This is a genomic window from Citrobacter sp. R-1.5.2 (assembly GCF_035064245.1).
GTDB lineage: Bacteria > Pseudomonadota > Gammaproteobacteria > Enterobacterales > Enterobacteriaceae > Citrobacter.
The window spans coordinates 144,702-160,520 of record NZ_JASEYC010000008.1 but is presented as its reverse complement, the minus strand read 5'-3'; the positions used below and the strand labels follow the sequence as shown (position 1 = coordinate 160,520).

Here is a 15,819-nt window from a genome sequence, read left to right as displayed (position 1 = left end):
GAAGCGCATGCCATATGGCATTTTCATCAATCCTGCATTAGCTGTAGTTATTAAAATCACTTCGCCTTAGAAAATCTCAATCGTGACAGTGCGCACAAATCGTTAACCTTAGCCCCCAGCAAATCAGGGGGAAGACATGCTGTTACACGTTTTATATTTAATTGGTATCACTGCTGAAGCCATGACGGGTGCGCTTGCGGCAGGCCGTCGTCGTATGGATACATTTGGCGTTATTATTATTGCCACCGCAACAGCCATTGGCGGTGGATCAGTGCGCGACATTCTTCTAGGCCACTATCCGCTCGGCTGGGTGAAACACCCTGAATACGTCATTATCGTGGCAGCCGCTGCGGTACTCACCACCATTATTGCTCCTGTCATGCCCTACCTGCGTAAAATCTTCCTCGTACTGGATGCGCTGGGCCTGGTGGTCTTTTCTATTATCGGTGCACAGGTTGCGTTGGATATGGGACACGGGCCAATTATTGCCGTAGTTGCAGCGGTTACCACCGGCGTCTTCGGCGGCGTATTACGCGATATGTTCTGCAAACGCATCCCGCTCGTATTCCAGAAAGAACTTTATGCCGGCGTGTCATTTGCCGCTGCTGTGCTGTACATCGTGTTGCAACATTATGTCTCCAGCCACGATGTTGTGGTTATATCTACCCTACTGTTCGGCTTTACAGCACGTTTACTGGCGCTGCGCCTGAAGTTGGGACTACCGGTATTTTATTATCGCCATGAAGGCCATTAAGGCATAAAACCGGCGATACGCTGAGCAGCTAACCAGTTGCTCAGCGCTATTACCTCCCTGTTTTTCAGCCACTGCATCACCAGTTGGACCCGCCGCTCACCCATAGACGGAAGCTGCCGCCAATCTTTTTCATCGCGTTGTTGTAGTTGCAGCCAAGCGCTATCACCGCTGGCATTCACTGCGGCCTGGGTCAACGGTATGCCCATCGCACCAACCCAGCGGTTGAAGGGAAGACGGCGAGACTGATTAAACTGATGCCACAGCCTCTCCCCTTTGCTTATCCCAAATGTGGATCGTAGCTGTTCCTGGGTTAATCCCAGCCAGGAAAAAATGTGCTCAAAGCGATATACCTGATGCAGCTCCCGCCATCCCGCCTCACCTATCCCCTGCAGATCCAGCACCTCTTTTGCCCCAACCCAGATCAGCCTGGCCACAAACTGCTCGTAACACTCGGGTGCGGCATAAAAACAGGTCAGTGAATTAAAGTGCCCATCAGGTGGTATTGGTTTAGTGCGCTGGGTACTACGCCAGACAACTTCATCAATGCGGGGGATACCTTGTCCGGCCAGGCTCACCAGAATGTGATCGCCAGGTGCGATATCCCATTCATTCCAGCGTCGTACAGACCCAACATTGACGCGCTGTACCCGTTTATCATCCAGCATGACGGGTGCCAACACTGCAACAACGGCAATTTTTCCACTCTTACCAACAGAGAACTGAATACCTGTTACTTCAGATATCCGGGAAACAGGGGGGTATTTCCATGCAGCCAGCCAGTCTCCCTGCCCAGGAAACCAATGCCGTGCTTGCGGCTCTTTTTCTGCACGTATCACCACACCATCCGTCACGAAAGGTAATGCCGAAGTCCACCATCTGGCGCGGGCATGCTCGACCTGATCCGCATTTGCCACCGGCTGCGTATAGCGTTGGGTGAGGCTGAATCCCGCACCAGTGAGTTGCCGTAGTCTTTCCGTCATCTCCACAGGACCATCAGGCCAGGCCCAAATAAATATGTTCAGAGAGCGTAATAACTCCGGCGTGTTCTGCTGCATCATCATACCGGCAACCTTAGAACGGGCATTCACACCGCCTTTCTTTTGCTGGATATGCCCATCCTGCTGCAAAAAAATCTCCCCCTGCAGCGTGCTGTTCGCAAGCTGTCCTCGGACAGTCCGCGGTATCGAAGGCATCTGGAGAACCTTGTGTGTCCAGTCTTCGCCTTTGATGCCGTTACCACGGCTGATCGCCTTAATCAGATTGCCATCCCGATAAACCAGCGTTACTGCAACACCGTCTACTTTTGGTTGCACCCAGAGATCGCTACGCGTCTGCATCCATTGCTGCACCGCTTGCTTATCTGCCAGCTTACGAACACCCGTATGAGGAACAGGGTGCAATATTGAGCCGCTTATCGGTGGCGCAGACAGGTCTGTCTGTGAATCACCTCCGAAACAGCGTTGCCATTGGTGTAGCTGCGCATTCAACTGATCATAAATACCGTCATCTACGGCACTCACACCCTGCTTCCAATAACTATCATTCCATTGCGTTATCTGCTGTTGTAGTCGCGACATTTCCTCGTTTGCCCGATCCGCAGACCAGGCGGGACACGCGGCCCCGGCCCGCAAATGGCAGAACAGCAACACCAGCACAATGCTTTTCCATAACCCCATACCACCTCCGCCTGAAAATGCGTTTCCCGGCAGATATAGCGCAAAGCGCCGTCAAAACAGAGCGGCAAAAATTCATCATGCGAGCAGCTTTCCTGGCATTTTCACTTTTTGCAGCAAACCGCCAGTAAAACAGGAAACTGGTACGCAAAACGCAATAAACATGCGCAAAAAGTGTGACAAAGGCTACGTAGCAAAGCGGCTACGTGTATAATAAGCCCGTATGTAGGCTCTCTTTCGACAATCACATACATTAAGATACTCATGGCTCAAGGCACGCTTTATATTGTTTCTGCCCCCAGTGGCGCGGGTAAATCCAGCCTGATTCAGGCTTTATTAAAGACCCAACCGTTGTATGACACCCAGGTTTCTGTTTCACACACCACGCGCGCACCGCGCCCGGGGGAAGTGCATGGTGAACACTATTTCTTTGTGAACCATGATGAATTCAGAACCATGATTGGCAGAGATGCGTTCCTGGAACACGCTGAGGTATTCGGCAATTATTACGGCACCTCGCGTGAAACCATTGAGCAAGTATTAGCATCCGGCGTAGATGTCTTTTTAGATATCGACTGGCAAGGTGCACAGCAAATTCGTGAAAAAATGCCGCATGCGCGCAGCATTTTTATTTTGCCACCTTCTAAGATTGAGCTGGACCGCCGTCTCCGAGGCCGCGGTCAGGATAGCGAAGAAGTAATCGCGAAACGTATGGCGCAAGCTGTTGCAGAAATGAGCCATTACGCCGAATATGATTATCTTATTGTGAATGATGATTTCGATACTGCCCTGGGCGATTTGAAAACCATCATTCGCGCCGAACGTCTGCGCATGAGCCGCCAAAAGCAGCGTCATGACGCTTTAATCAGCAAACTGTTGGCAGACTGAACCCACATTCAGTATCATGCCCAGTCATTTCTTCACCTGTGGAGCATTTTAAGTATGGCACGCGTAACTGTTCAGGACGCTGTAGAGAAAATTGGTAACCGTTTTGACCTGGTACTGGTCGCCGCGCGTCGCGCTCGTCAGATGCAGGTAGGCGGAAAGGATCCGCTCGTACCGGAAGAAAACGATAAAACTACCGTAATCGCGCTGCGCGAAATCGAAGAAGGTCTGATCAACAACCAGATCCTCGACGTGCGTGAGCGCCAGGAACAGCAAGAGCAGGAAGCCGCTGAATTACAAGCCGTTACCGCTATTGCTGAAGGTCGTCGTTAATCACAAAGCGGGTCGCCCTTGTATCTGTTTGAAAGCCTGAATCAACTGATTCAAAACTACCTGCCGGAAGACCAGATTAAGCGTCTTCGGCAGGCGTATCTCGTTGCACGTGACGCTCACGAGGGCCAAACACGTTCAAGCGGTGAACCCTATATCACGCACCCGGTAGCGGTAGCCTGCATTCTGGCCGAGATGAAACTCGACTATGAAACGTTAATGGCTGCGCTGCTACATGACGTGATTGAAGATACCCCTGCCACCTACCAGGATATGGAACAGCTTTTTGGTAAAAGTGTTGCTGAACTGGTCGAAGGGGTATCAAAGCTTGATAAGCTTAAGTTTCGCGATAAGAAAGAGGCGCAGGCCGAAAACTTTCGCAAGATGATTATGGCGATGGTGCAGGATATCCGCGTCATTCTCATCAAACTTGCCGACCGTACCCACAACATGCGCACGCTAGGCTCATTACGCCCGGATAAGCGTCGCCGCATCGCCCGTGAAACCCTCGAAATCTACAGTCCGCTGGCACACCGTTTAGGTATTCATCACATAAAAACCGAGCTGGAAGAACTGGGTTTTGAAGCGCTGTACCCGAACCGCTATCGCGTGATTAAAGAAGTGGTTAAAGCCGCTCGCGGCAACCGCAAAGAGATGATCCAAAAAATCCTCTCAGAAATCGAAGGACGTTTGCAGGAGGCTGGCATTCCGTGTCGTGTAAGTGGACGCGAAAAGCATCTGTACTCTATCTATTGCAAGATGGTACTCAAAGAGCAGCGTTTTCACTCGATCATGGATATCTACGCTTTCCGCGTTATTGTTCATGACTCCGATACCTGCTATCGCGTACTCGGCCAGATGCATAGCCTGTACAAACCACGTCCTGGTCGCGTTAAAGACTATATTGCCATTCCGAAAGCGAACGGATATCAGTCTTTGCACACCTCAATGATCGGCCCACACGGCGTCCCGGTTGAAGTACAAATTCGTACTGAAGACATGGACCAGATGGCAGAGATGGGGGTTGCAGCACACTGGGCGTATAAAGAGCACGGCGAAACCAGTACTACGGCACAAATCCGCGCCCAGCGCTGGATGCAGAGCTTGCTGGAGCTGCAGCAAAGCGCCGGTAGCTCATTTGAATTTATTGAAAGCGTCAAATCTGATCTCTTCCCGGATGAGATTTATGTTTTCACACCGGAAGGGCGAATTGTCGAATTGCCTGCCGGTGCAACACCTGTAGACTTCGCCTATGCTGTGCATACCGATATCGGTCACGCCTGCGTTGGTGCCCGCGTAGACAGGCAGCCTTACCCACTTTCGCAGCCGCTCTCCAGTGGCCAAACCGTTGAAATCATTACCGCACCAGGCGCTCGCCCCAATGCGGCATGGCTCAACTTTGTGGTCAGTTCAAAAGCTCGCGCCAAAATTCGCCAACTGCTGAAAAACCTTAAACGCGATGATTCCGTCAGTCTGGGTCGTCGTCTACTCAACCATGCCTTAGGCGGTAGCCGTAAACTGGCAGAGATCCCGCAAGAGATCATCCAGCGTGAGCTTGAGCGCATGAAGCTCGCCACGCTTGACGATCTGTTAGCTGAAATCGGCCTGGGTAACGCCATGAGCGTGGTCGTTGCGAAAAACCTTCAGCAGGGTGAGGTGCCGGCAAATGCGCCAGCACAATCTGGTCATGGTCATCTGCCGATTAAAGGCGCAGATGGTGTGCTGATCACCTTCGCGAAATGTTGTCGCCCAATTCCTGGCGATCCAATCATTGCCCACGTCAGTCCGGGTAAAGGTCTGGTGATCCACCATGAGTCCTGCCGTAATATCCGTGGCTACCAGAAAGAGCCTGAGAAGTTTATGGCGGTTGAATGGGATAAAGAGACCGAACAGGAGTTCATCACTGAGATTAAGGTGGATATGTTTAACCACCAGGGTGCTCTGGCAAACCTGACGGCGGCAATCAACACGACCACCTCCAATATTCAAAGCCTGAATACTGAAGAGAAAGATGGCCGCGTCTACAGCGCCTTTATTCGCCTCACTGCCCGCGATCGCGTACATCTGGCGAACATTATGCGCAAAATCCGCGTCATGCCGGACGTGATTAAAGTCACCCGTAACAGAAACTAGTCTTTTATGAATGAACAGCGTTATGCACGTATCCGCGAGATGCTCGCGCGGCGTCAGCCCGATCTGACTGTCTGCATGGAGCAAGTCCACAAACCTCATAACGTTTCTGCGATCATTCGTACCGCGGATGCCGTCGGCGTGCATGAAGTCCACGCCGTCTGGCCGGGTAGTCGTATGCGCACCATGGCCTCCTCTGCCGCGGGCAGCAACAGTTGGGTGCAGGTGAAGACTCACCGCACTATCGGCGATGCCGTCACGCAGTTAAAAAGCCAGGGCATGCAAGTTCTGGCAACTCACCTCTCTGACAAAGCTGTCGATTTCCGCGAGATTGATTACACGCGACCAACCTGCATCCTGATGGGCCAGGAAAAAACCGGTATCACCCAGGAAGCATTAGATCTGGCAGATCAGGACATCATCATTCCGATGATTGGTATGGTGCAGTCGCTGAATGTCTCGGTCGCCTCGGCGCTGATTCTGTACGAAGCACAACGCCAGCGGCAAAACGCCGGGATGTACCAGCGAGAAAACAGCATGCTGCCGGAAGACGAGCAGCAACGTTTGCTGTTTGAAGGGGGATATCCAGTGCTGGCCAATGTGGCGAAGCGCAAAGGACTCCCCTATCCCCACGTGAATACGCAGGGCGAAATTGAAGCCGATGCAACGTGGTGGGCCACTATGCAGTCTGCGAGATAAACACGATGAAAGGCCGTTTACTGGATGCCATCCCACTCAACTCTCTGACGGGCGTTGGCGCAGCACAAAGCAGTAAACTGGCTAAAATTGGCCTGCACACCGTGCAGGACCTCCTGTTGCACCTTCCTCTGCGCTACGAAGATCGTACTCATCTTTACCCAATTGGCGAACTCTTGCCGGGCGTCTACGCCACCGTTGAAGGCGAAGTGTTGAATTGCAATATCACCTTCGGTGGCCGCCGGATGATGACCTGCCAGATAAGCGATGGCTCGGGTATTCTGACGATGCGCTTCTTCAATTTCAGCGCCGCGATGAAAAATAGCCTCGCTACCGGAAGACGGGTGCTGGCCTACGGCGAAGCCAAACGCGGGAAATATGGCGCCGAGATGATCCACCCGGAATATCGCGTACAGGGCGATCTCAGCACGCCGGAACTCCAGGAAACGCTCACTCCGGTTTACCCGACAACCGAAGGCGTGAAGCAGGCAACACTGCGTAAACTGACCGATCAGGCGCTGGATTTGCTTGATACCTGCGCCATTGCCGAACTGCTACCACCGGAATTACTACAAGGGATGATGAGCCTGCCAGAAGCTCTGCGCACGCTGCACCGTCCACCGCCGTCACTCCAGCTAAGCGATCTGGAAACCGGACAACATCCGGCACAGCGGCGTTTGATTCTGGAAGAACTGCTGGCACACAACCTCAGCATGCTGGCGTTACGCGCCGGAGCCCAACGTTTTCACGCCCAGCCGCTGAGCGCGAACGATACGCTAAAAAATAAGCTACTGGCAGCCCTCCCCTTTAAGCCAACCGGCGCACAGGCGCGAGTAACCGCCGAGATTGAACGCGACATGGCGCTGGATGTCCCGATGATGCGACTGGTACAGGGTGATGTTGGTTCCGGGAAAACACTGGTTGCAGCACTTGCTGCTCTACGGGCAATTGCACATGGCAAGCAAGTTGCGCTGATGGCCCCCACCGAGCTCCTGGCTGAGCAGCACGCAAACAACTTCCGCAACTGGTTTGCACCGCTGGGAGTTGAAGTGGGCTGGCTGGCCGGCAAGCAAAAGGGTAAAGCGCGTCAGGCACAGCAGGAAGCTATTGCCAGCGGCCAGGTACAGATGATTGTCGGCACTCACGCTATTTTCCAGGAACAGGTTCAGTTCAACGGTCTGGCACTGGTTATCATCGACGAACAACACCGCTTCGGCGTGCATCAACGTTTGGCACTATGGGAAAAAGGTCAGCAGCAGGGGTTCCACCCGCATCAGTTGATCATGACCGCCACGCCAATCCCACGCACGCTGGCGATGACCGCCTATGCCGATCTCGACACATCAGTAATTGATGAACTGCCTCCAGGACGTACACCGGTCACCACCGTCGCGATTCCGGATACCCGCCGCAGCGACATCATTGACCGCGTGCGTAACGCTTGCACGCACGAAGGTCGCCAGGCGTACTGGGTCTGCACGTTGATCGAAGAGTCTGATTTACTGGAGGCCCAGGCAGCAGAGGCCACATGGGAAGAACTTAAACTCGCTCTGCCGGAGCTTAATATTGGTCTGGTGCACGGGCGCATGAAACCTGCCGAGAAGCTGTCTGTCATGGCTGCGTTTAAACAGGGCGAAATGCATCTGCTGGTCGCCACTACAGTGATTGAAGTCGGTGTAGACGTACCAAACGCCAGCCTGATGATTATTGAAAACCCGGAGCGTCTGGGCTTAGCGCAGTTACACCAGCTGCGCGGCCGCGTCGGTCGCGGCGCAGTCGCTTCTCACTGCGTCCTGCTGTACAAATCACCGCTGTCAAAAACAGCGCAAAAACGTCTGCAGGTGCTGCGAGACAGCAACGACGGATTCGTTATTGCGCAAAAAGATTTGGAGATCCGCGGCCCCGGTGAGCTATTGGGTACACGCCAGACCGGAACGGCGGAATTTAAGGTAGCGGATTTACTGCGCGATCAGGCAATTATTCCGGAAGTTCAGCGCATTGCCCGCCATATTCACGAACGTTATCCACAGCAGGCAGTGGCGCTGATAGAGCGCTGGATGCCAGAAACTGAACGTTACTCCAACGCATAACCCTCTTCATCGCGGCGGTTATCACACCGCCGCACGGCCTTTATTGCGCAAAAATCGGTAACAGCAGATACAGCTTAATCACCAATGCGTTGACGATATCGATAAAGAACGCCCCCACCATCGGCACCACCAGAAACGCCATATGTGATGGACCAAAACGTTCGGTAATCGCCTGCATGTTGGCAATCGCTGTCGGCGTTGCGCCGAGGCCAAAGCCACAGTGCCCGGCAGCCAGCACCGCCGCATCGTAGTTCTTACCCATCAGGCGCCAGGTGACGAAAATTGCATACAGCGCCATGAAAACGGTCTGTACAACAAGGATTGCCAGCATTGGTAGCGCCAGCGAGGCCAGTTCCCACAGCTTGAGGCTCATTAACGCCATTGCCAGGAACAGCGACAGACTGACGTTACCAAGCACCGAAACCGCTCGCTCAAACACCCGATAAAAGCCCAGTAGCGCCAGACCATTACTCAGGATCACGCCGACAAACAGTACGCAGACGAAGGTCGGTAGTTCCAGCACCGTACCCACCAACATTTGCGCAACGATTTTGCCCACCGTCAGGCAGATAGCAATCAGCGCGATAGTTTCAATCAGCACCAGCGAGGTGATCATGCGCCCAACATCCGGCTTTTCAAACGCAGTCGGTACTGCCTGATCGTCCGGCATACCGTCCGGAGTTGTGGAGTGTTTTACCAGATAGCGCGCAACAGGCCCACCGATCAAGCCACCCAGCACCAGGCCGAACGTTGCGCATGCCATTGCCACTTCAGTTGCATTAGCGAAACCATAGCGTTCAATAAACAGCTTGCTCCACGCCGCTCCGGTTCCGTGTCCACCAGAGAGCGTTATCGAACCGGCAATCAGGCCCATCAACGGGTCGAGACCCAGCAGGCTTGCCATACCGATACCGATGGCGTTCTGCATTAATAGCAGCCCAACAACCACAATCAGAAAGATGCCCACCACGCGGCCACCCGCGCGCAGGCTGGCAATATTGGCATTCAGGCCGATAGTTGCGAAGAACGCCAGCATCAGCGGATCGCGCAACGTCATATCAAAATTGACCTCCCAGCCCATGCTTTTTTTCAGCACCAGCAACGCGATCGCCACCAGCAATCCACCTGCTACAGGTTCGGGAATCGTATATTTTTTCAGGAAAGAGACTGACTGGACGAGCTTACGCCCCAGCAGCAACACCAAGGTTGCAGCAACCAGTGTTGATAATGTATCGAGGTAAAACATATACAGCTCCATTAGTGCGCTTTGCAGTTCTGCTACGCACGATTCATTCCAGGTCGATTTTTAGCTCTTAATGAGTTATCGGGGTGGATTTTAAGCAGAAAATGGTGAAAAGTTATATAAAAATGTTTGTTTATCCGTTTTAAATATTAAGAATAGTTACTCGCAAACGTTTGCTTTTCTGTCCTGGTCAGATAAAATCACCGCTTTTCCACCATGGGATTGCCTCTGATGTCCGTTAACGCCGTAGAGTCGACAAATGCGCAACCGGTTGCGCAGACTCACAACAGTGAACTGATTTACCGTCTTGAAGATCGACCCCCGCTAGCCCAAACCCTGTTTGCCGCCTGTCAGCACCTGCTGGCCATGTTCGTCGCGGTGATCACGCCTGCTCTGTTAATCTGCCAGGCGCTCGGCTTACCGGCTCAGGATACTCAACACATTATCAGTATGTCGCTGTTCGCTTCCGGCGTGGCTTCTATCATTCAGATCAAAGCCTGGGGACCGGTGGGTTCAGGGCTGTTATCCATTCAGGGCACCAGCTTTAACTTTGTTGCGCCGCTGATTATGGGCGGTACGGCGCTAAAAACCGGTGGCGCCGATATCCCAACCATGATGGCGGCGTTGTTTGGCACACTGATGCTGGCAAGCTGCACCGAGATGGTTATCTCGCGTGTATTGCATCTGGCACGTCGTATTATTACTCCGCTGGTCTCAGGGGTGGTAGTGATGATCATTGGTCTGTCACTGATTCAGGTGGGCCTGACATCGATTGGCGGCGGTTACGCGGCAATGAGCGACAACACCTTTGGCGCGCCGAAGAATTTGATGCTGGCTGGTGTCGTGCTGGCGCTGATTATCATTCTTAATCGCCAGCGCAACCCATACCTGCGCGTTGCGTCACTGGTGATTGCCATGGCGGCGGGCTACCTGCTGGCCTGGTTTATGGGCATGTTGCCGCAAAATACCGCGCCGGTAAGTCAGGATCTGATCATGGTGCCAACGCCGCTGTACTACGGTCTGGGCATTGACTGGAGCTTACTGTTACCGCTGATGCTGGTCTTTATGATCACCTCGCTGGAGACCATCGGTGATATTACGGCCACCTCCGATGTCTCCGAACAACCGGTCTCGGGTCCGCTGTACATGAAACGTCTGAAAGGCGGAGTACTGGCGAACGGCCTGAACTCGTTTGTTTCTGCCGTGTTCAACACCTTCCCGAACTCCTGCTTCGGTCAGAATAATGGGGTCATCCAGTTAACCGGCGTTGCCAGCCGCTATGTTGGTTTTGTGGTGGCGCTGATGCTGATCGCACTGGGTCTGTTCCCGGCAGTCAGCGGCTTTGTACAACATATCCCTGAACCTGTTCTGGGCGGGGCAACGCTGGTAATGTTCGGGACTATCGCCGCCTCCGGGGTACGCATCGTGTCACGTGAACCGCTGAACCGCCGTGCCATCCTGATTATCGCACTGTCGCTGGCTGTCGGTCTCGGCGTCTCCCAGCAACCGCTGATCCTGCAGTTTGCGCCTGACTGGGTGAAAAACCTGCTCTCTTCCGGTATTGCTGCTGGCGGTATTACCGCTATTGTTCTGAACCTGATTTTCCCGCCAGAGAAAGCGTAAGCGAAATGCGGCGTTGATTCTGAATCAATGCCGCTGTAACGCTCTTTCACCATTCCCGCCTTGAGGATTGCGCGTAAATCGTGCATAACTTGACTATGTGCACTTCGCGGGATGGAAGACCATGAAATTTATTGGAAAGCTGCTTATTTACGTGCTGATCACCTGTGCAGTGGCGATCCTCGGCCTTTATTTTCTACTGCAAACCCGTTGGGGTGCAGAGCATGTCAGCGCATGGGTGTCAGAGAACAGCAGCTACCACCTGGCTTTTGATGCCATCGATCACCGGTTTTCCTCCCCATCCCATATTCTGTTGAAAAATGTCACTTTTGGTCGTGATGGGCAACCTGCCACGCTGGTCGCAAAAACGGTTGATATTGGCCTGAGCAGTCGTCAGATCACCGACCCGTTGCACGTTGACACCATCTTGTTGCAAAACGGTACGCTCAATCTTTCTCAACAAACTGCGCCGCTTCCGTTCCAGGCCGATCGCCTGCAGCTACAGGATATGGCATTAAATAGCCCCGGCAGTGAGTGGAACCTGAGTGCGCAACGCGTGAACGGCGGCGTTATTCCCTGGAACCCTGAGGCGGGTAAAATTCTCGGCAACAAAGCGCAAATTCAGCTCAGCGCCAGTTCATTAACGCTTAACGACGTTCCCACCACCAACGTGCTGATCGAAGGCAGCATTGACCATGACCGCGTGACGTTAAGTAACATTGGCGCAGATGTCGCACGCGGCGCGTTAACCGGCGTTGCGCAGCGGAATGCTGATGGCAGCTGGGTCGTGGAGAACCTGCGGTTAAATGATATCCGGCTACAAAGTGATAAATCACTGGTCGATTTTTTCGCACCACTAACCACAATTCCGTCCCTGCAAATTGGTCGTCTTGAGGTGACGGATGCCCGTCTGCAAGGTCCTGACTGGGCAGTAACAGATCTCGATCTGAGTTTGCGCAATATGACCTTCAGCAAGGACGACTGGCAAACTCAGGAAGGGAAGCTGTCGATGAACGCCAGTGAGTTTATCTACGGTTCACTGCACTTTTTCGACCCCATTCTGAATGCCGAATTCTCACCGCAGGGCATTGCACTACGCCAGTTCACCACTCGCTGGGAAGGCGGTATGGTTAGAACATCCGGTAACTGGTTGCGCAGTAACAAGTCGCTAGTCCTTGACGATGTTGCCATTGCCGGGCTGGAATACACGCTGCCGGAAAACTGGAAGCAATTGTGGATGAAACCCCTGCCTTCCTGGCTAAACAGCCTGACGCTGAAAAAATTCAGCGCCAGCCGTAACCTGATTATCGATATCGACCCTCTGTTCCCATGGCAGCTCACCGCACTGGACGGTTATGGCGCCAACCTCGGGCTGGTACAAAATAATCAGTGGGGTATCTGGAGTGGTAGCGCCACGCTCAATGCCGCTGCTGCGACGTTTAACCGTACCGACGTGCGCCGACCTTCTCTGGCCCTCGCCGCGAACAGCAGCACCATCAATATCAGCGAGCTAAGTGCCTATACGGAAAAAGGGCTGCTGGAGGCGACCGCCAGCATTTCGCAGTTGCCGCAACGCCAGACGCAGGTCAGCCTGAACGGGCGTGGTGTGCCAATGACTATCCTGCAGCAGTGGGGATGGCCAGCACTGCCGCTTCCTGGTGACGGTAACATTCAGCTTACGGCCAGCGGTAATATTCTGGCAGATGCGCCACTCAAACCGACCGTGAACGGCCAGCTACATGCTGTAAATGCTGATAAACAGCAGGTGACGCAAACCATGCAGGCGGGTGTGGTATCCGGTAGTGAAGTCTCAGCGCCGCCACTTGCGCAGTGATTATTGCCCGGTGGCGCTTCGCTTACCGGGCCTACTTCCGCTCATAAACGAATATATTCACTGCACAACAACCATTTCACCGGCTCGTCCTCTTCTATCGCCGGGAAGCGTCCCCCAGGCTCAAGAAAGTGGTTATCGTGCCGGTCGTCATTCACCATTGAGATTTCCCAGCCCAATACAAACGCTTTCTCGGCCCAGAAACGATGATACAAACGGGGTGGCAGACAGATGCCTTGCCCTGGTTTCAACACCAGCGTTTCACCGGGCTTAACGGTTCGCCGCTGACCATCCACACTTACCTCAATAATATGCTGCGCGTCATACTGAGCATCGGGCGTGGCCCATGCCAGCTGCATACATAAATCACCGCCGCCGCGATTGACAATATCTTCCATTTTATGGGTGTGAAAATGCCACGGCGTTTGTTGATCTTGTTGAATTTGCAGCATCTTTTCGGCATACGGTTTGGGGTAGTTTGCCGAACCCAACACGCCATTGCGCAACGTCAGTAACGTCAGCCCGGTTTGCGCAAAATCTCCGCGCCCAAAGTCAGTAACGTCCCAACCCAGCTGGAGATCGCGCACTTCACGCCACAGAGTTTGATCCTGTTGCCGCCAGGCGTCGACGGTAAAATACGCAAAGTCAGGCAGACAGATTCGAAAAGTCTCGGCAATTGCATGCGCCTTATCAACGGCATAATTAATTTGTGAACGCTTCATTCCACTTTTCCTTGTCGCGAAAGAGGCGGGTTTCCCCGCCTGCATGCCGTTAGTAAAGTGATGCTTTGCCAGTAGATCCAAACAGCTTCATTTTATGGCGTATCACATCCCGTGCGGCGCTAATCGCTTCCGGGTAAATCACGTTCGGGTCCCACCAGGTTTCTTTCGCCAGAATTTCACGCACCTTCTGGAAGTAGGCGTACTTCATATCGCTGGAAATATTGATTTTGCCCACGCCCAGCGTGACAGATTCGGCAATCTCCGCATCCGGGTTCGCCGAGCCGCCGTGCAGCACCAGCGGAATATCCAGCCGCCCGGCGATATCACGCAGAATGTTCATTTGCAGCTCTGGCTGCATTCCTTTCGGGTAGATCCCGTGGGCGGTACCAATCGCTACTGCCAGCGTGTCAGCTCCGGTACGGGCGATAAAGTCCTGCGCCTGAGCAGGATCGGTGTAGGTGACTTTTGATACACCGCCTTCCACTGACGTTCCGGTCTGGCCGATCGTCCCCAGCTCCCCCTCAACCGAGACACCTACCGCATGCGCCAGTTTGACTACTTCGCGGGTCAGGGCCACGTTTTCCTCATAGGGCAGCAGCGAACCGTCGATCATCACCGAGGTAAACCCACACTGAATCGCCCGCAGGACATGTTCCACCGATGCCCCATGGTCCAGATGCAGAGTAAAGGGTACAGGGCTGCGCATCGTGATATCGCGGACATAGCTAAAAAACGCATCACCGACGAAATCATGCTCGCTGGGGTGAATCGAGATAATCGCTGGCGTGTTGGTTGCTTCCGCCTCTTCGACCACTGCACGCACAAAGCAACTATCCGCCACGTTGAAGGCGCCAATGGCAAAACCGTGCTGACGAGTAGGCTGCAGTAATTCTTTCATCGAAACTAACATGTTAATTCTCCAGTTTCAGGGTGTAGAAAGCCCTGCCAGTGCGTCATCGCAGAGGCATAGAAGGCGTTACAGAAAATGAATCAGGCTTTGCCGATAGCGCCGCTGGCCTGCAGATACGGAATAATGGCTTCTTCGCAGGCCTGTTCCATCAGGGCCAGGGCATCAACAAGTTCACAGGATTTGTCGCGACACAGGGTATGTAGCAATGCGGCTTTTCCGGCTTCAAAAACCGCCGCGCCAACGTTAATTTTGGCGACGCCAAACATCGGACAACGCTGTAGCTGGTCAAACGGCGTACCGCTGCCGCCATGTAGAGCCAGTGGCACCGTCGATAAACGGGCAATCTCCTCAAGGCGCTGGAAATCAATCACCGGCGTCACACCCGGCGCATACATACCGTGCGCCGTACCGACCGACACCGCCAGCACGTCGATCCCGGTCTGCTGGATAAATGGCTCAACGTCAGCAGCCTGGGTCATCAAATCAACGTTCGTCGCGTGGTCGTAGCGTGGAGCATCGGCAAGATGCCCCAACTCGCCTTCCACACACAGCGAGACGCTGGCAGCCAAATCCACAACCGCACGGGTCTGACGAATATTTTCCTCCAGCGCAAACGCCGAAGCGTCGATCATCAAGCCACTAAACCCGGCGCGAAAAGCCTGGCGGATGCGTACAGGATCTTTGCCGTGGTCCAGTGCCAGCACGACCGGCACCGAAGCTTCATCCGCCAGCGTTTTGACGACCGCAACGGCTATCGATGCAGGAAAATGGTCCAGATGCCCCTGATACAGATTCAGAATAATGGGCGCATGATGTTTCTCAGCCACCCGAACCGCCGCCCGGGCGCTTTCCAGGTTCATACAGTTGATTGCCAGCAGCGCGTACTGTTCACGCCAGGCTTTCGTCACCATACTTTTCATATCAGCAAACATACA

At 53.6% G+C, this 15,819-nt stretch carries 13 protein-coding genes; 8 read left to right on the top strand and 5 right to left on the bottom strand.

Annotation, left to right across the window (positions count from 1 at the left end; genetic code table 11):
- The first annotated feature begins 136 nt into the window (after positions 1–136).
- Positions 137–754, top strand: a complete 618-nt coding sequence (locus QMN38_RS15910; protein ID WP_038635410.1) for a trimeric intracellular cation channel family protein — start codon at positions 137–139, stop codon at positions 752–754.
- On the opposite strand, the gene ligB is transcribed toward QMN38_RS15910, so the two are convergent.
- The gene (gene ligB / locus QMN38_RS15905; RefSeq protein ID WP_323605333.1) at positions 751–2,430 is read right to left on the bottom strand and encodes an NAD-dependent DNA ligase LigB; all 1,680 of its coding nucleotides are present in this window, start codon (positions 2,428–2,430) and stop codon (positions 751–753) included. The genes QMN38_RS15910 and ligB overlap by 4 nt on opposite strands.
- Positions 2,431–2,691: 261 nt before the next feature.
- On the opposite strand from ligB, the gene gmk reads away from it, so the two are divergent.
- Genes gmk through recG form a run of 5 tightly spaced genes read left to right on the top strand, consistent with a single transcriptional unit; the run spans position 2,692 to position 8,558 of the window.
- Positions 2,692–3,315, top strand: coding sequence for a guanylate kinase (gmk, locus tag QMN38_RS15900; RefSeq protein ID WP_137382115.1), 624 nt, complete (start codon positions 2,692–2,694; stop codon positions 3,313–3,315).
- A gap of 54 nt (positions 3,316–3,369) precedes the next feature.
- A complete protein-coding gene (gene rpoZ, locus QMN38_RS15895) occupies positions 3,370–3,645 on the top strand; it encodes a DNA-directed RNA polymerase subunit omega (RefSeq protein WP_000135058.1) in 276 nt (91 codons plus the stop codon).
- Between the two features lie 18 nt (positions 3,646–3,663).
- Positions 3,664–5,775: a bifunctional GTP diphosphokinase/guanosine-3',5'-bis pyrophosphate 3'-pyrophosphohydrolase gene (gene spoT / locus QMN38_RS15890; protein WP_323605332.1), complete on the top strand. Its 2,112-nt coding sequence runs from the start codon at positions 3,664–3,666 to the stop codon at positions 5,773–5,775.
- A 6-nt stretch (positions 5,776–5,781) separates the two neighbouring features.
- The gene (gene trmH / locus QMN38_RS15885; protein WP_271454907.1) at positions 5,782–6,471 is read left to right on the top strand and encodes a tRNA (guanosine(18)-2'-O)-methyltransferase TrmH; all 690 of its coding nucleotides are present in this window, start codon (positions 5,782–5,784) and stop codon (positions 6,469–6,471) included.
- Positions 6,472–6,476: 5 nt separating this feature from the next.
- On the top strand, positions 6,477–8,558 hold the full coding sequence (gene recG / locus QMN38_RS15880; protein WP_202037395.1) for an ATP-dependent DNA helicase RecG: 2,082 nt from the start codon (positions 6,477–6,479) through the stop codon (positions 8,556–8,558).
- 40 nt (positions 8,559–8,598) lie between these two features.
- Here recG and gltS read toward each other — a convergent pair whose 3' ends face one another.
- On the bottom strand, positions 8,599–9,804 hold the full coding sequence (gltS, locus tag QMN38_RS15875) for a sodium/glutamate symporter (protein WP_271442014.1): 1,206 nt from the start codon (positions 9,802–9,804) through the stop codon (positions 8,599–8,601).
- A 228-nt stretch (positions 9,805–10,032) separates the two neighbouring features.
- On the opposite strand from gltS, the gene xanP reads away from it, so the two are divergent.
- Together xanP and QMN38_RS15865 are read left to right on the top strand one after the other, a co-directional pair.
- On the top strand, positions 10,033–11,424 hold the full coding sequence (xanP, locus tag QMN38_RS15870) for a xanthine/proton symporter XanP (protein ID WP_271442013.1): 1,392 nt from the start codon (positions 10,033–10,035) through the stop codon (positions 11,422–11,424).
- Between the two features lie 121 nt (positions 11,425–11,545).
- On the top strand, positions 11,546–13,255 hold the full coding sequence (locus QMN38_RS15865; protein WP_323605331.1) for an AsmA family protein: 1,710 nt from the start codon (positions 11,546–11,548) through the stop codon (positions 13,253–13,255).
- Between the two features lie 41 nt (positions 13,256–13,296).
- On the opposite strand, the gene QMN38_RS15860 is transcribed toward QMN38_RS15865, so the two are convergent.
- From QMN38_RS15860 to QMN38_RS15850, 3 genes are all read right to left on the bottom strand, one after another.
- The gene (locus QMN38_RS15860) at positions 13,297–13,974 is read right to left on the bottom strand and encodes a D-lyxose/D-mannose family sugar isomerase (protein ID WP_323605330.1); all 678 of its coding nucleotides are present in this window, start codon (positions 13,972–13,974) and stop codon (positions 13,297–13,299) included.
- A gap of 49 nt (positions 13,975–14,023) precedes the next feature.
- Positions 14,024–14,884, bottom strand: a complete 861-nt coding sequence (locus QMN38_RS15855) for a ketose-bisphosphate aldolase (RefSeq protein WP_137382123.1) — start codon at positions 14,882–14,884, stop codon at positions 14,024–14,026.
- 80 nt (positions 14,885–14,964) lie between these two features.
- The gene (locus QMN38_RS15850) at positions 14,965–15,816 is read right to left on the bottom strand and encodes a class II fructose-bisphosphate aldolase (protein WP_323605329.1); all 852 of its coding nucleotides are present in this window, start codon (positions 15,814–15,816) and stop codon (positions 14,965–14,967) included.
- Positions 15,817–15,819 lie beyond the last annotated feature (3 nt).